The sequence below is a fragment of the Enterobacter sichuanensis genome, from assembly GCF_002939185.1.
GTDB lineage: Bacteria > Pseudomonadota > Gammaproteobacteria > Enterobacterales > Enterobacteriaceae > Enterobacter > Enterobacter sichuanensis.
This window is the reverse complement of record NZ_POVL01000007.1, coordinates 1-26,923: the sequence shown is the minus strand read 5'-3', so window position 1 is coordinate 26,923 and position 26,923 is coordinate 1. Positions and strand designations below refer to the sequence as shown.

Below are 26,923 nucleotides of genomic sequence, written 5' to 3'. Positions count from 1 at the left end.
GCCGGGTGGCGGCTACGCCTTACCCGGCCTGTTGATTATTGTGCAGGTTTCGGCTGTGCTGCAACGGGTTCCAGCTGGAACACCACATCAACCTGATCGTCGAACTGGATCGTCGGCTGCTCGTAAGTTTCCTGAGCGGATACCGGCGCCGCATCGGCTTTCATCATTCGCACCATCGGGCTTGGCTGGTAGTTAGAGACGTGGTAACGCACGCTGTATACCGGGCCGAGCTTGCTGTTAAAACCGGCAGCCAGCTGCTGTGCCTGGTGCATTGCGTCATCAATTGCCGCTTTACGTGCCTGGTCTTTGTATTTCTCGGGTTGCGCAACACCCAGTGACACGGAACGAATTTCATTCAGGCCCGCCTTCAGCGCGCCATCCAGCAAAGCGTTCAGCTTATCCAACTGACGGACGGTCACTTCAACGGTACGTACGGCACGGTAGCCCTTCAGGATACTTTTGCCGTTCTGGTAGTCGTAATCGGGTTGAGTGCGCAGGTTAGCGGAGTTGATATCTTTTTTACCGACACCGTTCTGCTCAAGGAAAGAGAGGTATTGCGCAACGCGATCGTCAGCCTGCTTCTTGGCAGACGCCGCATCTTTCGCGGCCACATTCACTTCAATTGCCAGCGTTGCAACATCGGGTACCGCATCCACGCTTGCGGTGCCTGACGTGACGATGTGCGGACCATCCGGCAGTTCACTTGCCTGCACCGACACCGCACCTAAACTTACTAATGCCGCCAGGGCCATCACCTTAAACTTCACTGTCATTCCTCCATGTTGCAAAGAGTGCCCCAACAACAGGGCGCATGCCAGCAAGCTTAGCGCGTCTTGTTCAGTTGTCCATAAGACAAGGCTTAGTTGAACAATTGCTGGACATGGTGAATCCCCTCTTTTGCCAGCTGAAAGGCGATAAACCACATCACCACGCCCACCAGCGTGTTGATGATCCGCTGCGCTTTGGCCGTACGCAGACGAGGGGCCAGCCAGGCCGCCAGAATCGCGAGTCCGAAGAACCAGAGGAAAGAGGCGCTTACCGTACCGAGCGCAAACCAGCGTTTAGGTTCAACGTCCAGCTGTCCGCCCAGGCTGCCCAGCACCACGAAGGTATCAAGGTAAACATGCGGGTTAAGCCAGGTCACCGCCAGCATGGTGACGATAATCTTCCATCGCCCCTGCTTCATCACTTCAGCGCTTGCCAGTTCGAGGTTGCTGCTCATGGCCGTTTTCAGCGCGCCGAAACCATACCAGAGCAGGAACGCCACGCCGCCCCAGGTAACCAGCGCCAGCAGCCAGGGAGACTGCATCAGCAGTGCGCTACCGCCAAATATGCCGGCACAGATCAGCAGTAAATCGCTTACCGCGCACAGCAGGGCAATCATCAGATGATACTGGCGGCGGATGCCCTGGTTCATCACAAACGCATTTTGTGGACCGAGGGGAAGGATCATGGCCGCACCTAATGCAAGCCCTTGAAAGTAATACGATAACATGACGAGATTCTCACTGTATTGTCCTGGAAGCAGACTATACTGCGTGAATCACATTAGAGGAAATTGATAATATTAATTGGGGATTAGCGGGGCTTATAAAAGTAAAGCCCGGTGGCGCGAGCGCGTACCGGGCCTGAGGATGTTATTCTGCTTCTTTGACTTTTTTGACGTTGACGTCCATCTGCGGGTACGGGAAGCTGATGCCGTTGGCGTCGAAGTCGCGCTTAATACGCTCCAGCACGTCCCAGTAGACATTTTGCAGATCGCTACTCTTGCTCCAGATACGCACCACAAAGTTAATAGATGATGCCCCCAGTTCGTTCAGACGAACGGTCTGCTCTTTGTCTTTCAGAATGCGATCGTCTGAGGCAATGATGTTGCTAATCAGCGTCTTCACCTGATCGATATCGGAGTCATACGCCACACTGATAATCAGCTCGTTACGACGCACCGGTTCACGGGAGAAGTTAATGATGTTGCCTGCAATGATTTTCCCGTTCGGCACGACCACGATGCGGCCATCAACGGTACGCAGTGTCGTTGAGAAAATCTGCACCTGCAGCACGGTTCCGGCAATGCCGCCAAGGTCGACATATTCACCTGAGCGGAACGGGCGGAAGGTTACCAGCAAGACACCTGCCGCCAGGTTCGCCAGCGAGCCCTGCAGTGCCAGACCAATAGCCAGGCCGGCGGCACCGAGCACTGCGATGACGGATGCCGTCTGTACGCCCACGCGCCCCAGGGCAGCAATCAGCGTAAAGGCGATGATGCCGTAGCGCACCAGTGCGGAGAGGAAATCAGCGACCGTAGCGTCAATATGACGAGCCAGCATCACTCGGTTAACCGCATTCGAGACAATACGCGCCACGATCATCCCGACGATAATGATGGCGATCGCCGCGACAATGTTCACGGCATAGCTCAGCAGCAGTGCCTGGTTGCGCACCAGCCAGTTACCGGCGGTATTGATGCTGTCTACAACATCGAGTTGTTCCATTTATTCTTCCTTTTGTTAAACCCAAACATAAAATCCATCCCCCGTGGAGACAGGCAGGTCAGTAAAGGGTAAACAAAAAGCACCGGATTTGCCAAACAGATCACAAAAACCAGCCCGACAGGCTATTGAAAAAGCATAAAAAAAGGCCCGCATTTGCGGGCCTTCTGATGCTGTTAGCAGCTCTGATTACAGAACGTCGATCGCGTTCAGTTCTTTGAAAGCCTGCTCCAGACGGGTCACCATGGACGTCTGCGCTGCGCGCAGCCATACGCGTGGATCGTAGTATTTCTTGTTCGGCTGGTCTTCGCCTTTCGGGTTGCCCAGCTGGCCCTGCAGGTAAGCTTCGTTCGCTTTGTAGTACTGCAGAATACCGTCCCAGGTTGCCCACTGGGTGTCGGTATCGATGTTCATTTTCACTACGCCGTAGCTTACGGAGTCTTTGATTTCCTGAGCAGAAGAACCGGAACCGCCGTGGAAGACGAAGTTCAGGCTGTTGTGCGGCAGGTTGTGTTTTTTGGACACGTATTCCTGAGAGTCACGCAGGATGGTCGGGGTCAGAACCACGTTACCTGGTTTGTAAACGCCGTGTACGTTACCGAAGGACGCTGCGATGGTGAAGCGTGGGCTGATTTTGCTCAGCTCGGTGTAAGCGTAATCAACGTCTTCTGGCTGAGTGTACAGGGCAGAAGCGTCCATGTGGCTGTTGTCCACGCCGTCTTCTTCACCACCGGTGCAACCCAGTTCGATTTCCAGGGTCATGTCCATTTTGGCCATGCGCGCCAGGTATTTAGAGCAGATTTCGATGTTTTCGTGCAGGGATTCTTCAGACAGGTCGATCATGTGAGAAGAGAACAGTGGCTTACCGGTTGCCGCGAAGTGTTTTTCACCCGCGTCCAGCAGACCGTCGATCCACGGCAGCAGTTTCTTCGCGCAGTGGTCAGTGTGCAGGATAACAGGAACACCGTAGTGTTCAGCCATCTGGTGTACGTGGTGCGCACCTGAGATCGCGCCCAGGATAGCAGCACCCTGAGGAATGTCAGTTTTCACGCCTTTACCCGCGATAAACGCAGCACCGCCGTTAGAGAACTGAACGATAACCGGCGCTTTAACTTTTGCAGCGGTTTCCAGTACGGCGTTGATGGAGTCGGTACCCACGCAGTTTACTGCTGGCAGAGCGAAGTTGTTTTCTTTAGCTACCTGGAACACTTTCTGTACGTCATCACCAGTGATCACGCCAGGTTTTACGAAATCAAAAATTTTAGACATGTTGCTTAGTCCTGTATCTTCGGCCGTTAGAAAAGGTGCGAGCTCTTAAAAGCGCGCTGAAAATTGGGCAGGTTTCCCTGCCCCTGAATGGCTTACTTCTTAGCGCGCTCTTCGAGCATTGCTACTGCTGGCAGTACTTTACCTTCCACGAATTCGAGGAATGCACCGCCACCAGTGGAGATGTAGGAGATCTTGTCAGCGATACCGAACAGGTCGATTGCTGCCAGGGTGTCACCGCCGCCTGCGATAGAGAACGCTTCGCTGTCTGCGATAGCGTTAGCAACGATTTCAGTACCTTTGCGGAAGTTCGGGAATTCGAACACGCCAACAGGACCGTTCCACAGGATAGTTTTTGCGTTCTTCAGGATTTCAGCCAGTTTCTGTGCAGAAACGTCGCCCAGGTCCAGAATCTGCTCTTCATCTTTGATGTCGTTTACAGATTTCAGGGTCGCAGTCGCGGTTTCAGAGAACTCGGTTGCGACGCGAACATCCGTTGGAACCGGGATATCGCAGGTACCCAGCAGGCGTTTAGCTTCGTCAACCAGGTCTGCTTCATACAGGGATTTACCGACGTTGTGGCCCTGAGCGGCAACGAAGGTGTTCGCGATACCACCGCCAACGATCAGCTGGTCAGCGATTTTAGACAGGGAATCCAGAACGGTCAGTTTGGTAGACACTTTAGAACCACCCACGATAGCCACCATTGGGCGAGCGGGTTCTTTCAGTGCTTTACCCAGTGCTTCCAGTTCGTCAGCCAGCAGAGGACCGGCACACGCAACGTCTGCAAATTTACCGATACCGTGGGTAGACGCCTGCGCACGGTGAGCCGTACCGAAAGCATCCATCACGAATACGTCGCACAGTGCAGCGTATTTTTTTGACAGGGTTTCGTCGTCTTTCTTCTCGCCTTTGTTGAAGCGAACGTTTTCCAGAACCACCAGTTCACCGGCAGCAACTTCAACGCCGTCCAGGTAATCTTTTACCAGGCGAACCGGGTTGGACAGTTTGTCTTTCAGGTAATTAACAACTGGCAGCAGAGAGAACTCTTCGTTGTACTCGCCTTCGGTTGGACGACCCAGGTGGGAGGTAACCATCACTTTCGCGCCCTGCTTCAGAGCCAGTTCGATGGTTGGCAGTGATGCACGGATACGCGCGTCACTGGTCACTTTGCCATCTTTAACCGGTACGTTCAGATCAGCACGGATGAAAACGCGTTTACCAGCCAGATCCAGATCGGTCATCTTAATTACAGACATGGTGAATCCTCTCGTTGATTCTTAAAGTTTTGCAGACGCACGATGCGTCTTACCTGAAACCTTGAGCGGCCATTGCTAACGTGGTGTCGAGCATTCGGTTAGCAAAGCCCCATTCGTTATCACACCAGACCAGCGTCTTGATAAGGTGTGCGCCACTGACGCGCGTTTGAGTACCATCGACGATGGCGCTGTGCGGGTCGTGGTTAAAATCCACTGAGACCAACGGTAATTCCGTATAGTCAACTATACCATGAAATGCCCCCTGTGCCGCTTTTTGCAGCAACTGGTTGACTTCACAGGCTTTTACCGGTTTTTTCACCGTCACGCTCAGGTCGATGGCGGTGACGTTGATCGTCGGAACACGCACGGCAATCGCTTCAAAGCGGTCATTAAACTGCGGAAAAATTCGGGTGATCCCTGCCGCCAGTTTGGTATCCACCGGAATGATTGACTGGCTCGCTGCACGCGTGCGCCGTAAATCCGGGTGGTAAGCGTCAATTACCTGTTGATCGTGCATGGCGGAGTGAATCGTGGTCACGGTACCGGATTCAATGCCATACGCATCGTCTAACAGTTTGATGACCGGAATAATGCAGTTAGTGGTACAGGAGGCGTTGGAGACAATGCGGTGTTCAGCTTGCAGCTCATGCTGGTTGACGCCAAACACGACGGTCGCGTCGAGGTCGTTACTGCCGGGATGGGAGAACAGGACTTTCTTCGCACCTGCCGCGAGATGCGCTTCGCCATGTTCGCGGTTGCCATACACACCGGTACAGTCAAGCACCACATCCACACCCAGTTCGCGCCAGGGTAGCCCGGAAATGCTGCTCTCATGCAGCACACGAATAGCGTCGTCACCCACATAGAGCTGATCTCTGTCCTGGCGCACATCCCAGGCAAAGCGTCCGTGGCTGGTGTCATATTTCAATAAATGCGCCATGCCCGTAGCATCCGCCAGTTCATTGATTGCCACCACGGTTATTTCCGCCCGACGTCCGGATTCATACAGAGCACGAACCACATTACGCCCGATGCGACCGAAGCCATTAATCGCTACGCGTACGGTCATAGATCTCCTGCAAAGCACTCCCTGGGTTTGAGGTGGCTGAAAGAGTAATCCAGCTACGCCCGAAGGGGAATCCTTGCTGTCACAAACTGCGATTGATTGGTCAATTGTCGAACATTTAATCGACTGAAACGCTTCAGCAAGAATAAGCGAAACGAGGAATAAAAGGAATGTCTGTCCAGATGAATAAGCAAGCTATATGACTTGCGTCACATTTTAGGTGGAATAATTTACGGCGAGGTAAAAGCAAAACGGTAACCGAGAGGTTACCGTTTTTAGTGTTTGCACCCTCTCCCAGTGGGAGAGGGCTGGGGTGAGGGCATCAGCCCGCACCGTACAAACAATTACAGCAGTTCTTTCGCTTTCGCGACAACGTTCTCAACGGTGAAGCCGAACTCTTCGAACAGCTGTTCTGCCGGAGCAGATTCACCGAAAGTGGTCATACCGACGATGGCGCCGTTCAGGCCCACATATTTGAACCAGTAGTCAGCGATACCCGCTTCCACTGCCACACGCGCGGTTACCGCTTTAGGCAGAACGGATTCACGGTAAGCAGCATCCTGTTTGTCGAACGCATCGGTAGACGGCATGGATACCACGCGCGCTTTTACGCCTTCGGCAGTCAGTTTGTCCCAGGCGGCGACAGCCAGTTCCACTTCAGAACCGGTTGCGATGAAGATCAGCTCAGGCTGGCCTGCGCAATCTTTCAGCACATAACCACCGCGAGCGATGTTCGCCAGCTGCTCTGGCGTACGATCCTGCTGAGCCAGGTTCTGACGGGAGAGGATCAACGCGGTTGGGCCGTCCTGACGCTCAACACCGTATTTCCACGCCACAGCGGACTCAACCTGGTCACATGGACGCCATGTGCTCATGTTCGGGGTCACACGCAGGGAAGCCACCTGCTCTACCGGCTGGTGAGTTGGACCATCTTCGCCCAGACCGATGGAGTCGTGGGTATAGACCATCACCTGACGCTGTTTCATCAGCGCAGCCATACGCACGGCGTTACGTGCATATTCCACGAACATCAGGAAGGTAGAGGTGTACGGCAGGAAACCACCGTGCAGCGCGATACCGTTCGCGATCGCCGTCATACCGAATTCACGGACACCGTAATGGATGTAGTTACCGGCAGTATCTTCGTTGATTGGCTTAGAGCCAGACCACAGGGTCAGGTTAGACGGAGCCAGGTCAGCGGAGCCGCCAAGGAATTCCGGAAGCAGAGGACCGAACGCTTCGATCGCGTTCTGAGACGCTTTACGGCTGGCGATTTTGGATGGGTTCGCCTGCAGTTTAGCAATGAACTCGTTCGCTTTCGCGTCGAAGTCAGACGGCATGTCACCTTTCATACGACGGGTGAATTCAGCCGCTTCCTGCGGGAAGGCTTTCGCGTACGCAGCAAACTTCTCGTTCCATGCCGCTTCTTTGGCCTGACCTGCTTCTTTTGCATCCCACTGCGCATAAATGTCAGAAGGGATTTCGAATGCAGGGTGTTTCCAGCCCAGCGCTTCACGGGTCAGCGCGATTTCCGCGTCGCCCAGTGGCGCACCGTGGGAGTCGTGAGTACCCGCTTTGTTCGGTGAACCAAAGCCGATGATGGTTTTGCACATCAGCAGGGATGGTTTGTCAGTGACAGCGCGCGCTTCTTCTACCGCACGTTTAATCGAGTCAGCATCGTGGCCATCAACGCCACGCACCACGTGCCAGCCGTAGGCTTCGAAACGTTTAGCGGTGTCATCAGTGAACCAGCCTTCAACGTGACCGTCGATGGAGATGCCGTTGTCGTCATAGAACGCAACCAGTTTGCCCAGCTTCAGGGTACCTGCCAGAGAGCACACTTCGTGAGAAATGCCTTCCATCATGCAGCCGTCACCCATGAACGCATAGGTGAAGTGGTCAACGATGTCATGACCAGGACGGTTGAACTGCGCCGCCAGGGTTTTCTCAGCAATCGCCATACCCACTGCGTTAGCAATACCCTGACCCAGTGGGCCGGTGGTGGTTTCTACGCCAGCGGTGTAACCCACTTCCGGGTGACCTGGTGTTTTGGAGTGCAGCTGACGGAAGTTTTTCAGCTCTTCGATAGGCAGATCGTAGCCTGTGAGATGCAGCAGGCTATAAATCAGCATAGAGCCGTGGCCGTTAGACAGTACGAAACGGTCGCGGTCAGCCCATGACGGGTTCTGCGGGTTGTGGTTCAGGAAATCACGCCACAGGACTTCGGCGATATCAGCCATACCCATAGGGGCCCCTGGGTGGCCGGATTTGGCTTTCTGTACTGCGTCCATGCTCAGCGCACGAATAGCATTAGCAAGCTCTTTACGTGAGGACATTTTAACTCCAGATCGGACTGTTAAAGGCCATGCCCTTGACGACAGCGCGTTTTGGGCTACGCCGGAAAAAAGTGCCAACAATGTAACCCAAGCGGCATGCCATGTACATGGACCATTCTTTTGCAGCTTAAGAAATCTCTGGATCATGCTCGCATGTTGCGCAATCTGCTCGCCCGGCCTCGTCGATATTCCTTATACTTAGCCCGAGTCCGGCTTCGCTGCCGGTGCACTTTTCAGATTTTATTCAGATTAACGAGTACGGAAACAACCTCATGAAAATGCGTGCAATAGTGCTGGCCCTGGGTACAACGCTCCTGCTGAGCGGCTGTCAGAATATGGATTCTAACGGTCTGATGACGTCAGGCGCAGAAGCCTTTCAGGCCTATTCCCTGAGCGATGCGCAGGTTAAAGCGCTGAGCGACCAGGCCTGTAAAGATATGGACGGAAAAGCCACCCTCGCGCCGGCTAACAGTACCTACACGCAGCGTCTGAATAAGATTGCTTCCGCGCTGGGCGATAACATCAACGGCCAGCCGGTGAATTATAAGGTTTACATGGCGAAAGACGTGAACGCGTTCGCCATGGCGAACGGCTGTATCCGCGTCTATAGCGGGCTGATGGACATGATGAATGACAATGAAGTCGAAGCGGTCATCGGCCATGAGATGGGCCACGTTGCGCTCGGCCACGTGAAGAAAGGGATGCAGGTTGCCCTGGGCACCAATGCCATTCGCGCAGCGGCGGCCTCAGCGGGCGGTATCGTTGGCAGCCTGTCACAATCACAACTGGGCGATGTCGGTGAAAAACTGGTTAACTCCCAGTTCTCACAGCGCCAGGAGTCCGAAGCGGATGACTACTCCTACGATCTGTTGCGCAAACGCGGGATTAATCCTTCCGGTTTAGCCACCAGCTTTGAAAAACTGGCCAAACTGGAAGCGGGACGCCAAAGCTCCATGTTTGACGATCATCCGGCCTCAGAAGAACGCGCACAGCATATTCGCGACCGTATGGCAGCAGACGGAATTAAATAATTTTGGAAGGAGGCAAATTTGCCTCCTTTTTATTTCGCATGAATTGTCAACTTAACCGCACGTATCGGTAACGCCCTCCAGAAGCCCCGCCAAATCAGCTTTACCCATTGAAATCTTTGGTCACATTATTATTGCAAACGTTAATCTTTCCGGTAATTATCACGTCCGCAGTCATTCAAATTAATATATCCATACAGAGACGTTCCCTCCGTGAAAAAAGAATTATCATTAGTTGCTTTAAGCTTATTTGCCGCATTACCCGCCGCTGCAAGCCAGCAATCCGACAGCCAGGGTTTTATTAACGACAGCCATTTGAACCTGTTTTTACGTAATGCGTATATCAGCCGTGATTACCATCAGGGCCAGCAGGATAAAGCCGAATGGGGCCAGGGCATCATCGCGACCTTTGAATCCGGCTATACCGAAGGCGTGGTGGGCTTTGGGGTCGATGGCATCGCGCAATACGGCGTGCGTCTGGACGGTGGTCGCGGCAAGAGCGGCGCGGGTGGCATCGACTTCTTTAAACAGGAAGACGACGGCCGGGCGAAATCCGATCTGGCAAAGTTTGGTGCAACCGCAAAAATGCGCTTTTCAAACACCGTCCTGAGCTACGGTAATCAGCGCCCTGAGCTGCCCATCGTTAATGCCGACAGCTCCCGCCTGCTGTTTGAAAGCTATACCGGCACCATGCTGACCTCAAAAGAGATCGACGGTCTGGAAATCAACGCCGGTTACTTCACCGACGAGCAGCGTAAAAGCGACGATCGCCACGACAGCGGACTGAAGAGTCTCTCCTTCGGCGGCGCAAGCTACCAGTTCAACGACCAGTTCAGCGGCGCGCTGTACGCCTCGCATAATGAAGAGGTGATGAACAAGCGGTATCTGGGCATGAACTTCAAACAGCCGTTCAGCACCGGACAACAGCTGGTGCTCGACTTCAACGGGTATAACTCCCGTCTGGATCAGAGTTACGCTGACAGCCTCAACACGGGCCGCAGCAACACCATCTGGAGCCTGGCGGCAAGCTATATCTGGGATATTCACACGTTTAAAGTGGCGTACCAGCAGAGCAGCGGCAGCACCGGCTACAACTACGGCGGCTACCGCGACCAGGGCGGCGTGGGTGACGGTGGCAACACCATCTGGCTGGCGAACTCCTACTGGTCAGATTTCAACGGTGAAGACGAACGTTCATGGCAGGCTTCTTACGGTCTGGACTTCGCGGGTCTCGGCCTGCCGGGTCTGAGCTGGACCACCGCCTACGTGCGTGGTGACAATATCAAAACGTCTGAAACCAGCAACGGCAAAGAGCACGAGTGGTTTAACCAGATCCAGTACCAGGTGCAGGATGGTCCGGCGAAGGATCTTAAACTCAAACTGCGTTACTCCGTCCTGCGCGTCTCCAGCAACGCCAGCGATTACAACGTCGGTGGGGACGAAATCCGCGCTTACGTGGAGTACCCGTTTAACGTGTTCTGATGAAAAAAAACCTCTCCGCGGAGAGGTTTTTTTACGCCACGAGGGGCTGGCTTATTCGCCTTTTTTCGCTGCCTGGATGTACAGCATTTCCAGTGCCAGAGTCGCTGCGGCCAGCGCAGTGATCTCGGACTGGTCATAGGCAGGGGCCACTTCCACCACGTCCATCCCGACAATGTTCAGATCCTTCAGGCCGCGCACCAGTTTAATGGCACGGTCTGAGGTCAGGCCGCCGATCACCGGCGTACCGGTACCCGGGGCAAATGCCGGATCCAGGCAGTCAATGTCGAAGGTCAGATAGACAGGCATATCACCCACGATCTGTTTCACCTGCGCGATGATGTCATCCACGCCGCGATCGTTAACCTGGCCCGCATCCAGCACGGTGAAGCCGTTGTCTTTGTCGAACTCGGTACGGATACCAATCTGCACGGAGTGGTTCGGGTCGATCAGACCTTCGTTCGGCGCGGTGAAGAACATAGTGCCGTGGTCGAACTCGCAGCCGTTCGCATAGGTGTCGGTATGTGCATCGAAGTGCACTAGCGCCATTTTACCGAAGTGCTTCGCGTGGGCGCGCAGCAGTGGCAGGGTCACGAAGTGGTCGCCGCCAAAGGAGAGCATGCGCTTACCGGCAGCCAGCAGCTTCTCGGCATGGGCCTGCAGCTTTTCGCTCATCTCACGCGCGTCACCGAAGGCGTACACCAGGTCACCGCAGTCAACCACGTTCAGGCGCTCACGCATGTCGAAGTTCCACGGGAAGCGGTTATGCTCCCAGGCCAGGTTAGTGGAAACCTGACGGATCGCTGCCGGGCCGTGACGACCACCCGCGCGACCAGAAGTGGCCATATCGAACGGCACACCGGTGATGACCCAGTCAGCATCGCTGTCGTACGGCTGGAAGTTCATCGGAAGGCGTAAAAAACCAAACGCGTTAGATACCAGAGAGTTATCGTACTGATGACCTAAAGTGCTCATGTCCTGACCTCATTCAAAGTCTATGTAAAAAAAATCCCCTCCGCGTCGTTAAACCCGACGAGGAAGGGATTGATTCGTAAATCGCTAATTGGGGCGAATTATCGCCGGTAATGCATACGGGTTCAAGTGAGTATAGCACTCTGCCGGATGACGGCTTCGCCTTATCCGGCCTACAGTCGTAGGCCCGGTAAGCGCAGCGCCACCGGGCATCAGCGACTACTCGTCTTCCAGATACGTATACCCGTACAGACCCGCTTCAAACTCTTCCAGGAACTGCTGCTGCAGCGCATCGTCCAGACCGGTGTTTTTCACCTGATCGCGGAACTGGGTCAGCAGCGTTTTCGGATCCAGCTGCACATATTCCAGCATGTCCGCCACGGTGTCCCCTTCGTCGGACAGCTCAACTTCCACGCTGCCGTCAGGGAAGACAAACACGTCAACCGCTTCGGTATCACCGAACAGGTTGTGCATGTTGCCGAGGATCTCCTGATACGCCCCGACCATAAAGAAGCCCAGCATTGGCGGGTTCTCCGGGTCATATTCCGGCATTGGCATCGTCGTGGCGATACCGTCGCCATCTACGTAGTGGTCGATAGCGCCGTCAGAGTCGCAGGTAATATCCAGCAGCACCGCACGACGTTCCGGAGCATGATTCAGCCCTTCCAGCGGCAGAACCGGGAACAGCTGATCGATACCCCAGGCATCCGGCATCGACTGGAACAGCGAGAAGTTGACGTAAATCTTGTCCGCCATACGTTCCTGCAGCTCGTCGATAATCGGACGGTGCGCACGGTTGCTCGGATCGAGCTGCTTCTGCACTTCGTGGCACATGTTCAGATAGAGCTGCTCTGCCCACGCGCGCTCCTGCAGGCTAAAGGTGCCTGAAGAGTAGCCGACGTGAATATCGTGCAGATCCATCTGGCTGTCGTGCAGCCACTCGCGCAGGGAACGACGCGTGCCCGGCTCGTGCATCTCCTGCCAGGTTTCCCACATGCTTTGCAGGGAACGCGGAGCATCCTCTGCCGGCGGCGTCGCTTCGGTGGTTTCGCTGCGCTCAACGCCAATGATATTCGAGACCAGCACGGTATGGTGCGCCGTAACGGCACGTCCGGATTCGGTGATCACCGTCGGGTGCGGCAGGCCATGCTCTTCACAGGCATCGCCAATCGCCCAGATAATGTTGTTGGCGTATTCGTTCAGGCCGTAGTTCACGGAGCAGTCGGACTGCGAGCGGGTACCTTCATAGTCCACGCCCAGTCCGCCGCCCACGTCAAAGCACTGAATATTGACGCCAAGCTTATGCAGTTCAACGTAGAAACGCGCTGATTCACGCACGCCAGTGGCGATATCGCGAATGTTGGCCATCTGCGAGCCGAGGTGGAAGTGCAGCAGCTGAATGCTGTCCAGACGACCGCGCTCGCGGAGAATTTCCACCAGCTGCAGCACCTGGTTGGCCGCCAGGCCGAACTTGGATTTTTCGCCACCGGACGACTGCCATTTACCGGACCCCTGGGATGCCAGACGCGCACGCACGCCAAGACGTGGCACCACGTTCAGACGCTCGGCCTCTTCCAGCACGATCGCAATTTCGGTCATCTTCTCGATAACCAGATAGACCTTGTGGCCCATCTTCTCGCCAATCAGCGCCAGACGAATATACTCACGGTCCTTATAACCGTTACAGACGATCACCGAACGGGTCATGCCCGCATGCGCCAGCACGGCCATCAGCTCTGCCTTGGAGCCCGCTTCCAGACCCAGCGGTTCACCGGAGTGGATCAGGGATTCAATCACGCGGCGGTGCTGGTTCACCTTGATCGGGTAAACCAGGAAGTAGTCGCCTTTATAGCCGTAAGATTCACGCGCACGCTTGAACGCGGCGTTAATCGAACGCAGACGGTGTTGCAGGATCTGCGGGAAGCAGAACAGTGCAGGCAAACGCTGGCCCTGTGCTTCGCGGGCTTTTACCAGTTTGGCAAGATCCACGCGCGCTTCAGGGACGTCGGGATCCGGGCAGACGCTAATGTGGCCCAGTTCGTTGACGTCGTAGTAGTTATTGCCCCACCAGGCAATATTGTAAGTGCGCAGCATCTTGCTGGCTTCCTGGGAGCTCATCGCAACCTCCTGCATAGAACGTAGTACACCCTGTTCGCCCGCTGACGAAGGCGAAAAAGAAGACATGTCGTCAGACATAGCGAACCTCAACTCTTTGTATTAAGTGTAAAACAGTTGACTACTATCGCAGCGTTATACGGCGATAACAACCCATAAACGGCTCCGTTTCTCAGCAGAGTATGCTGAAATCCAGACCGTGCGACCGGTTTCTTATTCATATCATTGTAAAACACGTATCCGAACTCTGTATGACAAGGTTCGGCGAAACCACGAGAAAACTCTTGTATTAACAAGAGCGCCCTTGTTCAGTTTTCACAAAGCGTGACCGGCCCTGGAATCCTGAGAAGCGCCGAGATGGGTATAACATCGGCAGGTTTGCAGACTAGAAATGCGGGTTGCGGGAATCAAATGCGCGCCAGAACGGCTGCGCTGAATTAGCGAAAAACGATGGTTCATTATCTCGTATCACCTCCACGGCCGCCTCTGTTGAAACGGACCACAAGCCAAAGCTAAAAGTTCACTGCTTAACCCGGCTGGAAGTGGCGACACGATGAATCCATCGAGCGCTTTTTTGGTTATCCTAAATAATTCGAGTTTCAGGAAGGCGGCGACGCAGCGAATCCCCGGGAGCTTACAAAAGTAAGTGACTGGGGTGAGCGAGGAAGCCAACGCACATGAAACTTGAAGTATGACGGATATGAGCCGCGCGCCGCGTTTTATACCGAGAAGGGGGCTAAAAAGCAAAACAAAAATGCGCGTGTTGCCAGTACCGTCAGGAAAAATTTCCAGCGCTGTTTTCAACTCAGTGAGAGGTGAGTCAAAAAAAACTGGAAATCGGGCGAAGAAGTGACCTAAAATAGCCATCCAGATGTTAATCCATCTATACTGATTAACACTCATACTGCCAGTGTCAAAAACCTGCAGGCCTTGGTAGAATTATCTCCTTTGGCTATTCCACACAGCAGCTTGAGCTAACCAAATTCCTCTTAGGTGAAATAAAACATGGCAAAACACCTGTTTACGTCCGAGTCCGTATCAGAAGGACATCCTGATAAAATTGCTGACCAAATCTCCGATGCGGTGCTGGATGCGATCCTGGCCCAGGATCCAAAAGCGCGCGTAGCGTGTGAAACCTATGTCAAAACCGGCATGGTTCTGGTTGGCGGTGAGATCACCACCAGCGCATGGGTTGATATCGAAGAGATCACCCGTAACACGGTGCGTGAGATCGGTTATGTGCATTCTGATATGGGCTTTGATGCCAACTCCTGCGCGGTACTGAGCGCGATTGGCAAACAGTCTCCAGACATCAACCAGGGCGTTGACCGTGCCGATCCGCTGGAACAGGGTGCGGGTGACCAGGGCCTGATGTTCGGCTATGCAACCAACGAAACCGACGTGCTGATGCCAGCACCTGTCACCTACGCACACCGTCTGGTGCAGCGCCAGGCTGAAGTACGTAAAAACGGTACCCTGCCGTGGCTACGTCCGGATGCGAAAAGCCAGGTGACCTTCCAGTACGACGACGGCAAAATCGTCGGCATTGACGCGGTGGTTCTCTCTACCCAGCATTCAGAAGAGATCGATCAGAAATCCCTGCAGGAAGCAGTGATGGAAGAGATCATCAAACCTGTTCTGCCGACTGAATGGCTGAGCAGCGCAACCAAATTCTTCATCAACCCAACCGGACGCTTTGTGATCGGCGGCCCAATGGGTGACTGCGGTCTGACCGGCCGTAAAATCATCGTTGATACCTACGGCGGCATGGCGCGTCACGGCGGCGGTGCGTTCTCCGGTAAAGACCCGTCTAAAGTGGACCGTTCTGCGGCGTATGCGGCGCGTTATGTGGCGAAAAACATCGTTGCTGCCGGCCTGGCTGACCGCTGTGAGATTCAGGTTTCCTATGCTATCGGCGTGGCGGAACCCACCTCCATCATGGTTGAAACCTTTGGTACTGAGAAAGTGCCTTCAGAACAGCTGACCCTGCTGGTGCGCGAGTTCTTCGACCTGCGTCCATACGGCCTGATTCAGATGCTGGATCTGCTGCACCCTATCTACAAAGAAACCGCTGCATACGGTCACTTTGGTCGCGAACATTTCCCATGGGAAAAAACCGACAAAGCCGCCCTGCTGCGTGAAGCTGCCGGTCTGAAGTAATCGACTGACATCTCTTTTAAAAGGCCAGCCTTCGGGCTGGCCTTTTTTTGTCGGGTGGCGGCTGAAAGGCGTACTATATGGAACCGATTACACCGCAACGGAAGCCTTCCGCTTTCAGAATATTCTCTTTGCATGATCGCCTTTCTTCTGCTGTTACATCCCCTTTCAGTTAAGTCTGAAATGTGCTCTTTCGCGATGCACATCACCTCATTTACCTCTATATTTTCAAAGCCTTAATTTTATTTACGGTTGCACATTAGTGTAACCGATTACACCAATGTGATTAATCTCACATATTTTTACGGGTCGCTCACCTACCCTTAATATCAATAAAACTGATAACCCAACTGGAGGGCATAATGCCTGACAATAAAAAACAGGGGCGTACGTCCAACAAGGCGATGACTTTCTTCGTCTGTTTCCTCGCCGCCCTGGCAGGATTACTTTTTGGCCTGGATATCGGCGTAATTGCCGGTGCATTACCCTTTATCACTGAAGAGTTCCAGATCAGCGCTCACACCCAGGAGTGGGTGGTCAGCTCCATGATGTTTGGTGCTGCCGTCGGGGCCGTCGGTAGCGGCTGGCTCTCCTTCAAACTCGGACGTAAAAAGAGTCTGATGATCGGCGCGATCCTGTTCGTTGCCGGTTCACTCTTCTCTGCCGCTGCGCCTAACGTTGAAGTGCTGCTGGTTTCCCGTGTGCTGCTCGGTCTGGCCGTGGGCGTGGCATCCTACACCGCACCGCTTTACCTGTCGGAAATCGCGCCGGAAAAGATCCGCGGCAGCATGATCTCGATGTACCAGCTGATGATTACCATCGGTATTTTGGGCGCATACCTTTCCGATACCGCGTTTAGCTACAGCGGCGCATGGCGCTGGATGCTCGGCGTGATCATTATCCCTGCGGTTCTGCTGCTGATTGGCGTCTTCTTCCTGCCGGACAGCCCGCGCTGGTTTGCCGCTAAACGCCGTTTCGTCGATGCCGAGCGCGTGTTGCTTCGCCTGCGTGATACCAGCGCAGAGGCGAAGAACGAACTGGAAGAGATCCGCGAAAGCCTGAAGATTAAACAGTCTGGCTGGGCGCTGTTCAAAGAGAACAGTAACTTCCGCCGTGCGGTCTTCCTCGGCGTGCTGTTGCAGGTCATGCAGCAGTTCACCGGGATGAACGTCATCATGTACTACGCGCCAAAAATCTTTGAGCTGGCGGGTTACACCAACACCACCGAGCAGATGTGGGGGACAGTCATCGTGGGTCTGACCAACGTGCTGGCGACCTTTATCGCCATCGGCCTGGTGGACCGCTGGGGACGTAAGCCAACCCTGACGCTGGGCTTCCTGGTGATGGCGGCCGGCATGGGTGTCCTCGGGACCATGATGCACGTAGGCATTCACTCACCAACCGCACAGTACTTTGCGGTAGGCATGCTGCTAATGTTTATCGTCGGGTTTGCGATGAGCGCCGGTCCGCTGATTTGGGTGCTCTGCTCCGAAATTCAGCCGCTGAAAGGGCGTGATTTTGGTATCACCTGCTCTACCGCAACGAACTGGATTGCCAACATGATCGTCGGCGCAACGTTCCTGACCATGCTCAACACCCTGGGTAACGCCAACACCTTCTGGGTTTACGCCGGTCTGAACATCTTCTTTATTGTGCTGACCATCTGGCTGGTTCCAGAAACCAAACATGTGTCCCTGGAACATATTGAACGTAACCTGATGAAAGGTCGTCCTCTGCGCGAAATCGGCGCCCACGACTAATCCTCACGCGGGAGGTGCCCCTTGCACCTCCCCGCTTCGCGCTTTATGCTCTGCCCCTATGAAAGCTCCCCGTCTCCCCATTGCCATCCAGCAAGCCGTTATGCGCAGCCTGCGGGAAAAACTTGCCCAGGCGAACCTGAAGCTCGGTCGCAACTATCCTGAACCTAAGATCGTGTATCAGCAGCGTGGCACCGCGGCCGGTACCGCCTGGCTTGAGTCTTATGAGATCCGCCTTAACCCGGTTCTGATGATGGAAAATCAGCAGGCGTTTATCGATGAAGTGGTACCGCATGAGCTGGCGCACCTGCTGGTGTGGAAGCACTTTGGGCGCGTCGCCCCCCACGGGAAAGAGTGGAAGTGGATGATGGAGGCGGTGCTCGGCGTTCCGGCGCGCCGGACCCATCAGTTCGAGCTGGAATCAGTACGCCGCAATACCTTCCCCTACCGCTGCCAGTGTCAGCAGCACCAGCTTACCGTCCGTCGCCATAATCGCGTGGTGCGCGGCGAAGCGACCTACCGCTGCGTGAAATGCGGTGAACCGCTGGTTGCGGAATAATCACCTGAACTTTCAGGAACTTTCCTGATCTGACTGATTGCATACAGGAACAACATTCGTTACGTTGCGGGCTCGTTTTGACACGGAGTGTAAGATGTCCCGTAATGTTTCTCTCGCGGTCGCCTTTTTGACGACGGCGCTCTCAGGCCACGCGCTGGCTGACGGTATCACCAGTTTCTCTCAGGCCAAAGCGGCCGGTGTAAAGGTTAACGCTGACGTGCCGGGCGATTTCTACTGCGGCTGTAAAATTAACTGGCAGGGTAAAAAAGGGGTCGTTGACCTTGAGTCTTGCGGATATAAGGTGCGTAAAAACGAAAACCGCGCCAGCCGTATTGAATGGGAACATGTCGTTCCGGCATGGCAGTTTGGTCACCAGCGCCAGTGCTGGCAGGATGGCGGACGTAAAAACTGCGCCAAAGATCCGGTTTATCGCCAGATGGAAAGCGATATGCATAACCTGCAGCCCGCTGTGGGTGAAGTGAATGGCGACCGCGGCAATTTCATGTACAGCCAGTGGAACGGTGGCGAAGGCCAGTACGGCCAGTGTGGAATGAAGGTTGATTTCAAAGAGAAAGTCGCCGATCCTCCTGCCCGCGCGCGCGGCAGTATTGCCCGCACCTACTTCTATATGCGTGACCGTTACAACCTCAACCTTTCCCGCCAGCAGACGCAGCTGTTCAACGCCTGGGACAAGCAATACCCGGTGACAGAGTGGGAATGCCAGCGCGACGAACGCATCGCCAGGGTTCAGGGGAATCATAACCCTTACGTCCAGCGGGCTTGCCAGGCGCAAAAGAGCTAACCTACACTAGCGGCAATTTGCTTACATCGTATGACACACGGAATTTCTGACTATGCGCATTCCCCGCATTTACCATCCTGAACTGATTACCGCAGGCCGAGAAATCGCCCTGTCTGATGACGCCGCCAACCACGTTGGTCGCGTGCTGCGCATGAGCGCAGGTCAGGCCATTCAGTTGTTCGATGGCTCTAACCAGGTTTTCGACGCACAAATTACGCGGTCCGATAAAAAAAGCGTGCACGTTAGCGTGCTGCATGGCGAGGTGGATGATCGCGAATCACCGCTGCACATTCATCTGGGCCAGGTGATGTCGCGCGGGGAAAAGATGGAGTTCACCATTCAGAAATCCATTGAACTCGGTGTAAGCCTCATTACGCCACTTTTTTCCGAGCGCTGTGGCGTTAAACTGGATGCGGAACGTCTGAACAAGAAGATCCAGCAGTGGCAGAAAATTGCCATTGCGGCTTGTGAACAGTGCGGCCGTAACCGTATTCCGGAGATCCGCCCGGCGATGGATCTGGAGGCGTGGTGTGCAGAAGAGGAAAGTGGGCTGAAGCTCAATCTTCATCCGCGCGCCAGCGCCAGCATCAATACGCTGCCCTTGCCCGTCGAGCGCGTACGCCTGCTGATTGGTCCCGAAGGTGGGCTTTCGGCGGATGAAATCGCGATGACGGCGCGTTACCAGTTTACTGATATTCTGTTGGGACCTCGCGTTCTGCGCACTGAGACAACGGCACTCACGGCCATTACCGCGCTACAGGTACGGTTTGGCGATCTGGGTTGACGCATATTGGAGAGAAAGATGATCAAGCTCGGCATCGTGATGGACCCCATCGCAAACATTAACATCAAGAAAGATTCCAGCTTCGCTATGCTGCTGGAAGCGCAGCGTCGCGGCTATGAACTCCACTATATGGAGATGAACGATCTTTACCTGATCAACGGTGAAGCCCGGGCGCGCACCCGCATCGTTAACGTCGAGCAGAACTACGACAAATGGTACGAATTCGGCACAGAGCAGGACATCGCGCTTGCCGATCTCAACGTCATTCTGATGCGTAAAGATCCGCCATTCGACACCGAGTATATCTACTGCACCTATATCCTTGAACGTGCAGAAGAGAAAGGGACGCTGATTGTCAACAAACCGCAGAGCCTGCGCGACTGTAATGAAAAACTCTACACCGCCTGGTTCTCTGACCTGACGCCTGAAACGCTGGTGACCCGCAGCAAAACCCAGTTGAAGGAATTCTGGCAGAAACACGGTGATATCATCATGAAGCCGCTGGACGGCATGGGCGGCGCGTCGATTTTCCGCGTGAAAGAAGGCGATCCGAACATTGGCGTGATTGCCGAAACCCTGACCGAGCTGGGCACCCGTTACTGCATGGCGCAGAACTATATTCCGGCGATCAAAGACGGCGACAAACGCGTGCTGGTGGTGGATGGCGAACCGGTTCCTTACTGCCTTGCACGCATCCCGCAGGGTGGCGAAACCCGCGGTAACCTGGCCGCTGGTGGCCGCGGTGAGCCGCGCCCGCTGACCGAAAGTGACTGGGAAATTGCCCGCCGCGTCGGTCCGACCCTTAAGGCGAAGGGGCTTATCTTCGTTGGCCTGGATATCATCGGCGATCGTCTGACTGAAGTGAACGTCACCAGCCCCACCTGCATTCGTGAAATTGAAGCGGAATTCCCGGTCTCGATCACCGGAATGCTGATGGACGCCATCGAAAAACGCCTGCAGAAATAACCCACCAATGAGTGACAGCGCCCGGGTTTCTCCGCATACTGGTCGCTGTCGCTTTTTAAACCAGGAAACAGTACCTCTGACAATGAATTTACAGCATCACTTTCTTATTGCCATGCCTGCTCTCCAGGACCCGATTTTTCGCCGCGCTGTGGTGTATATTTGTGAATACAATGAAGACGGCGCGATGGGCATTATCATCAACAAACCGCTGGAAAATCTTCAGGTTGAAGGGATTCTGGACAAGCTGAAAATCCCGGCTGAAGCGCGCTTGCCGGAAATCCGGCTGGATAAACCCGTGATGCTGGGTGGACCTCTTGCAGAAGATCGCGGTTTTATTCTTCATACGCCGCCGGTATTCGCTTCCAGTATTCGCATCTCGGATAACACCGTCATCACCACCTCGCGCGACGTGCTTGAAACGCTGGGCACCGCTGAGCAGCCTTCAGAAGTGCTGGTGGCGCTGGGCTATTCCTCGTGGGAAAAAGGCCAGCTTGAGCAAGAGATCCTCGATAACGCCTGGCTCACCGCCCCAGCGGACATGAATATCCTGTTTAAAACCCCTATCGCCGATCGCTGGCGTGACGCGGCGAAACTGATTGGCATTGATATTCTGACCATGCCTGGCGTAGCGGGGCACGCCTGATGAGCGGAACACTTCTGGCCTTTGATTTTGGCACCAAAAGCATTGGCGTCGCCGTGGGTCAGCGCATTACCGGCACCGCACGTCCGCTGACGGCCCTGAAGGCCAACGACGGCACGCCAGACTGGAATCTCATTGAACGTCTGCTTAAAGAGTGGCAACCGGATGACGTGATTGTTGGGCTGCCGCTCAACATGGATGGCACAGAACAGCCGCTTACCGCCAGGGCGCGTAAATTTGCCAATAAAATCCACGGTCGCTTTGGCGTTTCCGTGAAGCTTCACGACGAGCGTCTCAGCACTGTCGAAGCACGTGCGGGTCTGTTTGAACACGGCGGCTTCCGGGCGCTCAACAAAGGCAGCGTGGACTCCGCTTCTGCCGTCATCATCCTCGAAAGCTATTTCGAACAGGGCTTCTGAGCAAGGGGCCTACAGCCGCCCCTGCGCCCGTCTCTCCGCCAGGCTCTGGTCAAAGTTCTGCATGCCCGCCTGCTGACCGGTTTGAATGATGCCGGGCAGTTGCCACGTTTTTCCTTCGCGAATCAGATTCGCCGCCGCAGCGGTATTCACCAGCAGTTCATACAGCGCGACGCGTCCATCCTGGAGATCGGGAACCAGCCTCTGCGCCAGCACCGCCCGCAGGCTGCCGGCCAGCTGGTTGCGCACCGGATCTTTCTCCTGCGCCGGAAACGTATCGACCAGCCGTTCAATCGCCTGCGATGCCCCGCGCGTATGCAGCGTCGCCAGCACCAGATGCCCGGTTTCGGCCGCCGTCAGCGCCAGGCGGATTGTCTCGCTGTCGCGCAGCTCCCCCAGCAGGATCACGTCCGGATCCTCGCGTAACGCACCGCGCAGCGCTTCCGCAAATGACGGCGTGTGCTGGCCTATCTCCCGCTGTTGTATCAGGCAGCGTTCACTCTGGTAGATAAACTCCACCGGGTCTTCAAGCGTGAGGATATGGCCGTCGGTATGATGGTTGAGAAAATCGACCATCGCAGCGAGCGTAGTGGATTTGCCGCTACCGGTTGCCCCCGTCACCAGAATCAACCCGGCATCATTGGATAACAGTTCCGAAGTGGCCCGCGGCACGCCCAACGAAGCGAGTTGCGGACAGGTTCGCGGCAACAGCCGCAGCGTTACGGAAACACCTCTCATCTGCCTGAAGGCACTGCCGCGCAGGCGCTGGCCCCCCGATACCGTCATCGCAAAATCCACCTGCCCGTTTGCCCACCATATTCCCTGCTGCTCGTCGTTGAGCCACGCTTTTAGCAATGCTTCAACGTCCGGAGGCGGAAACGGTGCCGGCTCAAGACGGCCTGTTCTGCGCCAGCGGGGTGGCGAATCACTGCACAGGTGTAGATCGGAGACGTTATGCTTTACACTAAGGGCCACAATTTCTTCCACATCCATAGACTACTCCTCGGAAAATGAACGACATTGCGCATAACCTGGCACAGGTCCGGGACAAAATCTCAACCGCCGCAACGCGTTGCGGCCGTGCTTCAGAAGAAATTACGTTACTTGCAGTCAGCAAAACGAAGCCTGCGAGCGCCATCGCAGAAGCCATTGATGCAGGCCAGCAAGCGTTTGGTGAAAACTACGTACAGGAAGGCGTGGACAAAATTCGCTACTTCCAGCAACAGGGGAATACGTCTCTGCAGTGGCACTTTATTGGTCCCCTGCAGTCGAACAAAAGCCGTCTGGTGGCAGAGCACTTCGACTGGTGCCACACCATTGACCGTCTGCGCATTGCGACCCGCCTGAATGACCAGCGTCCGGCAGAGTTGCCTGCGCTTAACGTGCTGATTCAGGTCAACATCAGCGATGAAAACAGCAAGTCCGGCATTGCGCTCGGTGAATTAGATGCGCTGGCGGCAGAGGTGGCCGCCCTGCCGCGCTTAACCCTGCGCGGGCTGATGGCCATTCCAGCCCCTGAGTCAAGTTATGAAAGGCAGTTTGCCGTGGCACAGCAAATGGCTGTAGCATTTGAGGCGCTTAAAGCGCGCTATGACACGGTAGACACGCTTTCTCTGGGCATGTCGGATGATATGGAAGCCGCCATCGCGGCAGGCAGCACTATGGTGCGCATCGGTACAGCCATTTTCGGTGCGCGCGACTACACCCAATAATAAGGAAACCTGAGGAACGCCATGAAGACGTTGACTTTCCTGCTCTCAACGGTCATTGAGCTGTATACGATGGCGCTTTTGCTGCGCGTCTGGATGCAGTGGGCCCGCTGTGATTTTTACAACCCGTTCTCGCAGTTTGTCGTGAAAATCACGCAACCTGTTGTCGGACCGCTGCGCCGTATTATCCCGGCAATGGGTCCCATCGACAGCGCGTCTTTGCTGGTGGCGTTTATTCTGAGCGTTATCAAAGCAATCGTGCTGTTTATGGTCATTACCTTCCAGCCGATCATCTGGATTGCAGCCGTCCTGATCCTGATTAAAACCATCGGTCTGCTGATCTTCTGGGTGCTGCTGGTGATGGCCATCATGAGCTGGGTCAGCCAGGGTCGTAGCCCGGTGGAGTACGCCTTGATTCAGCTGGCCGAACCGCTGCTGCGTCCGATCCGTAACCTGCTTCCGTCTATGGGCGGTATCGATTTTTCGCCGATGATCCTCGTTCTGCTGCTTTATGTGGTCAACATGGGGATCGCCGAGCTGTTACAGTCCACGGGCGATATGCTGCTGCCGGGGCTGTGGATGGCGCTATGAGTGCAGTAAGCACCTGCGCTGACGGGCTGGTTTTACGGCTGTATATTCAGCCGAAAGCCAGCCGTGACACTATTGTTGGACTGCATGGCGACGAGTTAAAAGTCGCCATCACTGCCCCGCCCGTTGACGGCCAGGCGAACGCGCATCTGACCAAATATCTGGCAAAACAGTTTCGCGTGGCTAAAAGCCAGGTCATCATTGAAAAAGGCGAACTGGGGCGGCATAAACAGGTAAAAATCCTCAACCCGCAATCTATCCCGACGGAAGTCGCGGCTTTGACAGAACAGGACTAAACCATGCAGAAAGTTGTTCTCGCGACCGGTAATGCCGGTAAAGTGCGCGAGCTGGCCTCGCTATTACATGATTTTGGGCTGGATGTGGTCGCCCAGACCGAGCTCGGCGTGGATTCCGCCGACGAGACGGGGCTGACGTTTATCGAAAACGCGATCCTGAAAGCACGCCATGCCGCACAGATTACGGGCCTGCCCGCAATCGCTGACGACTCCGGCCTGGCGGTCGATTTTCTCGGCGGCGCGCCGGGGATCTACTCTGCACGCTATTCCGGCGTGGACGCGACCGACCAGCAGAATCTGGAAAAGCTGCTTGTCGCGCTGAAAGACGTGCCGGACGAGCAGCGTACCGCGCAGTTCCACTGCGTGCTGGTCTATATGCGTCATGCGGAAGACCCGACCCCCATCGTCTGCCACGGCAGCTGGCCGGGAGTGATTACCCGCGAAGCGGCAGGTAACGGCGGTTTTGGCTACGACCCTATTTTCTTTGTCCCGTCCGAGGGCAAGACCGCTGCGGAACTGACCCGCGAAGAGAAAAGCGAGATTTCCCACCGCGGACGCGCCCTGAAACTGTTACTGGAAGCACTGCGTAATGGCTAATCTGCCACCTCTGAGTCTTTATATTCACATCCCGTGGTGCGTGCAGAAATGCCCGTACTGTGATTTCAACTCGCACGCGCTGAAGGGCGAAGTGCCGCACGATGACTACGTTGCGCATCTGCTGGCCGACCTGGACGCCGATGTCGCGTACGCACAGGGACGTGAAGTTAAGACCATTTTCATTGGTGGCGGTACGCCGAGCCTGCTGTCAGGCCCGGCGATGCAAACGCTGCTGGACGGCGTGCGTGCGCGCCTGAACCTGGCAGCGGATGCTGAAATTACGATGGAAGCCAACCCCGGCACCGTTGAGGCCGACCGTTTTGTCGAGTATCAGCGTGCAGGCGTGAACCGCATCTCCATCGGTGTGCAGAGCTTTAGCGAGCCGAAACTGAAACGCCTGGGGCGCATTCACGGCCCGGAAGAGGCGAAGCGTGCGGCAACGCTGGCGACGGGGCTTAATCTTCGCAGCTTCAACCTGGATTTGATGCACGGCCTGCCGGACCAGTCGCTGGACGAGGCGCTGGACGACCTGCGCCAGGCGATTGAACTGAACCCGCCACACCTTTCGTGGTACCAGCTCACCATCGAGCCCAACACGCTGTTTGGTTCGCGCCCGCCAGTGCTGCCGGATGACGACGCCCTGTGGGATATCTTCGAGCAGGGCCACAGGCTTTTGACTGCCGCAGGCTATCAGCAGTATGAAACGTCCGCCTATGCGAAGCCGGGCTACCAGTGTCAGCACAACCTGAACTACTGGCGGTTTGGCGACTATCTGGGGATTGGCTGCGGCGCGCACGGTAAAGTGACTTTCCCGGATGGGCGCATTCTGCGCACGGCGAAGACCCGCCACCCGCGTGGCTATATGGAAGGCCGTTACCTGGAACGTCAGCATGATGTCGAGGCGGTGGATAAACCGTTTGAGTTCTTTATGAACCGCTTCCGCCTGCTGGAAGCCGCACCGCGTGCGGAATTTTCGCGTTACACCGGGCTGCCGGAGGCAGTGATTCGTCCACAGATTGACGAAGCGCTGGCGAAGGGGTATCTCACGGAATGTGAGGAATACTGGCAGATCACCGAGCACGGCAAACTGTTCTTAAACTCCCTTCTCGAGCTGTTCCTCGCCGAAGAATCTGAAGGCTGATTCAGGATTTTGCATCCCGCGCTGCCGGCTGAGGGAGAGGCTGGCAGAGTGTGGGGATGGACAAATCAAAACAACTCCGCAAACACATGACGCCCGAAGAGTTACGCCTCTGGTATTTACTCAGGGGACGCCGCTTCTTTGGCTATAAGTTTCGCCGCCAGATGCCGATTGGTGCGTATATCGTAGATTTTGCCTGCTTTAAGGCGAAACTGATCATTGAGCTGGATGGTGGACAACATCAGAACAACGAAATGTATGATTCACGTCGTGCTGAATTTTTGAATGCGAACGGCTGGGAAATACTACGGTTCTGGAATAATGAATTCAGGACAAACGAGGAGGAGGTGTTGATGGCTATATTGCAACGACTGCGCTGCCTGATGCCCTCACCCTAACCCTCTCCCACAGGGAGAGGGAACGATTACACCCTCTCCCATGGGGTGTACAGTCCGGGGACATGGTAGACAGGTGTTCGGGGAGATGGTGAACACTTTTTAACAC

Annotated in this window: 29 protein-coding genes; 16 read left to right on the top strand and 13 right to left on the bottom strand. The window is 55.2% G+C overall.

Annotation, left to right across the window (positions count from 1 at the left end; genetic code table 11):
• Positions 1 to 35: 35 nt before the first annotated feature.
• The 7 genes from C5687_RS05115 to tkt form a co-directional block, all read right to left on the bottom strand.
• On the bottom strand, positions 36 to 767 hold the full coding sequence (locus C5687_RS05115; protein WP_025757736.1) for an oxidative stress defense protein: 732 nt from the start codon (positions 765 to 767) through the stop codon (positions 36 to 38).
• A 92-nt stretch (positions 768 to 859) separates the two neighbouring features.
• The gene (gene argO, locus C5687_RS05110; protein WP_025757735.1) at positions 860 to 1,495 is read right to left on the bottom strand and encodes an arginine exporter ArgO; all 636 of its coding nucleotides are present in this window, start codon (positions 1,493 to 1,495) and stop codon (positions 860 to 862) included.
• Positions 1,496 to 1,637: 142 nt separating this feature from the next.
• Positions 1,638 to 2,492, bottom strand: coding sequence for a small-conductance mechanosensitive channel MscS (gene mscS, locus C5687_RS05105; RefSeq protein WP_045286591.1), 855 nt, complete (start codon positions 2,490 to 2,492; stop codon positions 1,638 to 1,640).
• A gap of 186 nt (positions 2,493 to 2,678) precedes the next feature.
• Positions 2,679 to 3,758 (bottom strand): class II fructose-bisphosphate aldolase, encoded by a 1,080-nt coding sequence (fbaA, locus tag C5687_RS05100; protein WP_008499731.1) that lies wholly within the window; start codon positions 3,756 to 3,758, stop codon positions 2,679 to 2,681.
• A gap of 92 nt (positions 3,759 to 3,850) precedes the next feature.
• On the bottom strand, positions 3,851 to 5,014 hold the full coding sequence (gene pgk / locus C5687_RS05095) for a phosphoglycerate kinase (RefSeq protein WP_023309116.1): 1,164 nt from the start codon (positions 5,012 to 5,014) through the stop codon (positions 3,851 to 3,853).
• 49 nt (positions 5,015 to 5,063) lie between these two features.
• Positions 5,064 to 6,083, bottom strand: a complete 1,020-nt coding sequence (gene epd, locus C5687_RS05090) for an erythrose-4-phosphate dehydrogenase (RefSeq protein WP_025757731.1) — start codon at positions 6,081 to 6,083, stop codon at positions 5,064 to 5,066.
• A 341-nt stretch (positions 6,084 to 6,424) separates the two neighbouring features.
• Positions 6,425 to 8,416: a transketolase gene (gene tkt, locus C5687_RS05085; RefSeq protein ID WP_025757729.1), complete on the bottom strand. Its 1,992-nt coding sequence runs from the start codon at positions 8,414 to 8,416 to the stop codon at positions 6,425 to 6,427.
• Between the two features lie 272 nt (positions 8,417 to 8,688).
• Here tkt and loiP point away from each other — a divergent pair, with 272 nt between their 5' ends.
• Together loiP and C5687_RS05075 are read left to right on the top strand one after the other, a co-directional pair.
• The gene (gene loiP, locus C5687_RS05080) at positions 8,689 to 9,447 is read left to right on the top strand and encodes a metalloprotease LoiP (RefSeq protein ID WP_025757728.1); all 759 of its coding nucleotides are present in this window, start codon (positions 8,689 to 8,691) and stop codon (positions 9,445 to 9,447) included.
• Between the two features lie 210 nt (positions 9,448 to 9,657).
• The gene (locus C5687_RS05075) at positions 9,658 to 10,926 is read left to right on the top strand and encodes an OprD family outer membrane porin (RefSeq protein ID WP_104556524.1); all 1,269 of its coding nucleotides are present in this window, start codon (positions 9,658 to 9,660) and stop codon (positions 10,924 to 10,926) included.
• 51 nt (positions 10,927 to 10,977) lie between these two features.
• Here C5687_RS05075 and speB read toward each other — a convergent pair whose 3' ends face one another.
• From speB to C5687_RS25000, 5 genes are all read right to left on the bottom strand, one after another.
• Entirely contained in the window at positions 10,978 to 11,898 is a 921-nt protein-coding gene (speB, locus tag C5687_RS05070; RefSeq protein ID WP_014071686.1) for an agmatinase, read from the bottom strand.
• Between the two features lie 216 nt (positions 11,899 to 12,114).
• Positions 12,115 to 14,091 carry a biosynthetic arginine decarboxylase gene (speA, locus tag C5687_RS05065; protein WP_025757724.1) on the bottom strand — a complete coding sequence of 659 codons (1,977 nt, stop codon included), beginning with the start codon at positions 14,089 to 14,091 and terminating at the stop codon, positions 12,115 to 12,117.
• An 8-nt stretch (positions 14,092 to 14,099) separates the two neighbouring features.
• Positions 14,100 to 14,231: an acid stress response protein YqgB gene (yqgB, locus tag C5687_RS05060; RefSeq protein ID WP_146086268.1), complete on the bottom strand. Its 132-nt coding sequence runs from the start codon at positions 14,229 to 14,231 to the stop codon at positions 14,100 to 14,102.
• Positions 14,232 to 14,325: 94 nt separating this feature from the next.
• On the bottom strand, positions 14,326 to 14,469 hold the full coding sequence (locus C5687_RS25330) for a hypothetical protein (protein ID WP_420796100.1): 144 nt from the start codon (positions 14,467 to 14,469) through the stop codon (positions 14,326 to 14,328).
• A 9-nt stretch (positions 14,470 to 14,478) separates the two neighbouring features.
• Complete coding sequence (locus C5687_RS25000) at positions 14,479 to 14,877, bottom strand: hypothetical protein (protein WP_025757723.1); 399 nt, start codon at positions 14,875 to 14,877, stop codon at positions 14,479 to 14,481.
• A gap of 138 nt (positions 14,878 to 15,015) precedes the next feature.
• On the opposite strand from C5687_RS25000, the gene metK reads away from it, so the two are divergent.
• From metK to ruvX, 8 genes are all read left to right on the top strand, one after another.
• Positions 15,016 to 16,170, top strand: a complete 1,155-nt coding sequence (metK, locus tag C5687_RS05050) for a methionine adenosyltransferase (RefSeq protein WP_014885184.1) — start codon at positions 15,016 to 15,018, stop codon at positions 16,168 to 16,170.
• A 359-nt stretch (positions 16,171 to 16,529) separates the two neighbouring features.
• The gene (galP, locus tag C5687_RS05045) at positions 16,530 to 17,927 is read left to right on the top strand and encodes a galactose/proton symporter (protein WP_104556523.1); all 1,398 of its coding nucleotides are present in this window, start codon (positions 16,530 to 16,532) and stop codon (positions 17,925 to 17,927) included.
• A 58-nt stretch (positions 17,928 to 17,985) separates the two neighbouring features.
• Entirely contained in the window at positions 17,986 to 18,483 is a 498-nt protein-coding gene (locus tag C5687_RS05040) for a SprT family zinc-dependent metalloprotease (RefSeq protein WP_025757721.1), read from the top strand.
• Positions 18,484 to 18,577: 94 nt separating this feature from the next.
• Positions 18,578 to 19,285 carry a deoxyribonuclease I gene (endA, locus tag C5687_RS05035; protein ID WP_104556522.1) on the top strand — a complete coding sequence of 236 codons (708 nt, stop codon included), beginning with the start codon at positions 18,578 to 18,580 and terminating at the stop codon, positions 19,283 to 19,285.
• Between the two features lie 52 nt (positions 19,286 to 19,337).
• A complete protein-coding gene (gene rsmE, locus C5687_RS05030; RefSeq protein WP_104556521.1) occupies positions 19,338 to 20,069 on the top strand; it encodes a 16S rRNA (uracil(1498)-N(3))-methyltransferase in 732 nt (243 codons plus the stop codon).
• A gap of 18 nt (positions 20,070 to 20,087) precedes the next feature.
• Positions 20,088 to 21,035 (top strand): glutathione synthase, encoded by a 948-nt coding sequence (gene gshB, locus C5687_RS05025; protein ID WP_025757718.1) that lies wholly within the window; start codon positions 20,088 to 20,090, stop codon positions 21,033 to 21,035.
• An 82-nt stretch (positions 21,036 to 21,117) separates the two neighbouring features.
• The gene (locus tag C5687_RS05020) at positions 21,118 to 21,678 is read left to right on the top strand and encodes a YqgE/AlgH family protein (RefSeq protein WP_025757717.1); all 561 of its coding nucleotides are present in this window, start codon (positions 21,118 to 21,120) and stop codon (positions 21,676 to 21,678) included.
• Complete coding sequence (gene ruvX, locus C5687_RS05015; protein WP_021242076.1) at positions 21,678 to 22,094, top strand: Holliday junction resolvase RuvX; 417 nt, start codon at positions 21,678 to 21,680, stop codon at positions 22,092 to 22,094. The genes C5687_RS05020 and ruvX overlap by 1 nt, the downstream gene beginning before the upstream one ends.
• Positions 22,095 to 22,103: 9 nt before the next feature.
• On the opposite strand, the gene C5687_RS05010 is transcribed toward ruvX, so the two are convergent.
• The gene (locus C5687_RS05010) at positions 22,104 to 23,084 is read right to left on the bottom strand and encodes a type IV pilus twitching motility protein PilT (protein WP_104556520.1); all 981 of its coding nucleotides are present in this window, start codon (positions 23,082 to 23,084) and stop codon (positions 22,104 to 22,106) included.
• 17 nt (positions 23,085 to 23,101) lie between these two features.
• Between C5687_RS05010 and C5687_RS05005 the strand changes: the two genes are divergently transcribed.
• Genes C5687_RS05005 through C5687_RS04980 form a run of 6 tightly spaced genes read left to right on the top strand, consistent with a single transcriptional unit; the run spans position 23,102 to position 26,817 of the window.
• A complete protein-coding gene (locus tag C5687_RS05005; protein ID WP_095451746.1) occupies positions 23,102 to 23,803 on the top strand; it encodes a YggS family pyridoxal phosphate-dependent enzyme in 702 nt (233 codons plus the stop codon).
• Between the two features lie 21 nt (positions 23,804 to 23,824).
• A complete protein-coding gene (locus tag C5687_RS05000) occupies positions 23,825 to 24,391 on the top strand; it encodes a YggT family protein (RefSeq protein WP_013098667.1) in 567 nt (188 codons plus the stop codon).
• Positions 24,388 to 24,684, top strand: coding sequence for a DUF167 family protein YggU (yggU, locus tag C5687_RS04995; RefSeq protein ID WP_025757710.1), 297 nt, complete (start codon positions 24,388 to 24,390; stop codon positions 24,682 to 24,684). Before C5687_RS05000 ends, yggU begins: the two co-directional genes overlap by 4 nt.
• A gap of 3 nt (positions 24,685 to 24,687) precedes the next feature.
• Positions 24,688 to 25,281 (top strand): XTP/dITP diphosphatase, encoded by a 594-nt coding sequence (locus C5687_RS04990; protein WP_104556519.1) that lies wholly within the window; start codon positions 24,688 to 24,690, stop codon positions 25,279 to 25,281.
• A complete protein-coding gene (gene hemW, locus C5687_RS04985; RefSeq protein ID WP_104556518.1) occupies positions 25,274 to 26,422 on the top strand; it encodes a radical SAM family heme chaperone HemW in 1,149 nt (382 codons plus the stop codon). Before C5687_RS04990 ends, hemW begins: the two co-directional genes overlap by 8 nt.
• A 56-nt stretch (positions 26,423 to 26,478) precedes the next feature.
• Positions 26,479 to 26,817 carry an endonuclease domain-containing protein gene (locus tag C5687_RS04980; protein WP_047959437.1) on the top strand — a complete coding sequence of 113 codons (339 nt, stop codon included), beginning with the start codon at positions 26,479 to 26,481 and terminating at the stop codon, positions 26,815 to 26,817.
• Positions 26,818 to 26,923: the final 106 nt, after the last annotated feature.

Bases quoted from the DNA above. Each gene is read 5' to 3' on its own strand.
- yggU (WP_025757710.1), top strand. From the start codon at position 24,388: ATGAGTGCAGTAAGCACCTGCGCTGACGGGCTGGTTTTACGGCTGTAT.
- argO (WP_025757735.1), bottom strand. From the start codon at position 1,495: ATGTTATCGTATTACTTTCAAGGGCTTGCATTAGGTGCGGCCATGATC.
- rsmE (WP_104556521.1), top strand. From the start codon at position 19,338: ATGCGCATTCCCCGCATTTACCATCCTGAACTGATTACCGCAGGCCGA.
- tkt (WP_025757729.1), bottom strand. From the start codon at position 8,416: ATGTCCTCACGTAAAGAGCTTGCTAATGCTATTCGTGCGCTGAGCATG.
- pgk (WP_023309116.1), bottom strand. From the start codon at position 5,014: ATGTCTGTAATTAAGATGACCGATCTGGATCTGGCTGGTAAACGCGTT.
- epd (WP_025757731.1), bottom strand. From the start codon at position 6,083: ATGACCGTACGCGTAGCGATTAATGGCTTCGGTCGCATCGGGCGTAAT.
- C5687_RS04990 (WP_104556519.1), top strand. From the start codon at position 24,688: ATGCAGAAAGTTGTTCTCGCGACCGGTAATGCCGGTAAAGTGCGCGAG.
- C5687_RS25000 (WP_025757723.1), bottom strand. From the start codon at position 14,877: ATGGCTATTTTAGGTCACTTCTTCGCCCGATTTCCAGTTTTTTTTGAC.
- speA (WP_025757724.1), bottom strand. From the start codon at position 14,091: ATGTCTGACGACATGTCTTCTTTTTCGCCTTCGTCAGCGGGCGAACAG.
- yqgB (WP_146086268.1), bottom strand. From the start codon at position 14,231: ATGAATAAGAAACCGGTCGCACGGTCTGGATTTCAGCATACTCTGCTG.
- metK (WP_014885184.1), top strand. From the start codon at position 15,016: ATGGCAAAACACCTGTTTACGTCCGAGTCCGTATCAGAAGGACATCCT.
- hemW (WP_104556518.1), top strand. From the start codon at position 25,274: ATGGCTAATCTGCCACCTCTGAGTCTTTATATTCACATCCCGTGGTGC.
- C5687_RS05000 (WP_013098667.1), top strand. From the start codon at position 23,825: ATGAAGACGTTGACTTTCCTGCTCTCAACGGTCATTGAGCTGTATACG.
- C5687_RS05040 (WP_025757721.1), top strand. From the start codon at position 17,986: ATGAAAGCTCCCCGTCTCCCCATTGCCATCCAGCAAGCCGTTATGCGC.
- ruvX (WP_021242076.1), top strand. From the start codon at position 21,678: ATGAGCGGAACACTTCTGGCCTTTGATTTTGGCACCAAAAGCATTGGC.
- C5687_RS25330 (WP_420796100.1), bottom strand. From the start codon at position 14,469: ATGAACCATCGTTTTTCGCTAATTCAGCGCAGCCGTTCTGGCGCGCAT.
- fbaA (WP_008499731.1), bottom strand. From the start codon at position 3,758: ATGTCTAAAATTTTTGATTTCGTAAAACCTGGCGTGATCACTGGTGAT.
- C5687_RS04980 (WP_047959437.1), top strand. From the start codon at position 26,479: ATGGACAAATCAAAACAACTCCGCAAACACATGACGCCCGAAGAGTTA.
- gshB (WP_025757718.1), top strand. From the start codon at position 20,088: ATGATCAAGCTCGGCATCGTGATGGACCCCATCGCAAACATTAACATC.
- C5687_RS05020 (WP_025757717.1), top strand. From the start codon at position 21,118: ATGAATTTACAGCATCACTTTCTTATTGCCATGCCTGCTCTCCAGGAC.
- endA (WP_104556522.1), top strand. From the start codon at position 18,578: ATGTCCCGTAATGTTTCTCTCGCGGTCGCCTTTTTGACGACGGCGCTC.
- C5687_RS05010 (WP_104556520.1), bottom strand. From the start codon at position 23,084: ATGGATGTGGAAGAAATTGTGGCCCTTAGTGTAAAGCATAACGTCTCC.
- speB (WP_014071686.1), bottom strand. From the start codon at position 11,898: ATGAGCACTTTAGGTCATCAGTACGATAACTCTCTGGTATCTAACGCG.
- mscS (WP_045286591.1), bottom strand. From the start codon at position 2,492: ATGGAACAACTCGATGTTGTAGACAGCATCAATACCGCCGGTAACTGG.
- galP (WP_104556523.1), top strand. From the start codon at position 16,530: ATGCCTGACAATAAAAAACAGGGGCGTACGTCCAACAAGGCGATGACT.
- C5687_RS05005 (WP_095451746.1), top strand. From the start codon at position 23,102: ATGAACGACATTGCGCATAACCTGGCACAGGTCCGGGACAAAATCTCA.
- loiP (WP_025757728.1), top strand. From the start codon at position 8,689: ATGAAAATGCGTGCAATAGTGCTGGCCCTGGGTACAACGCTCCTGCTG.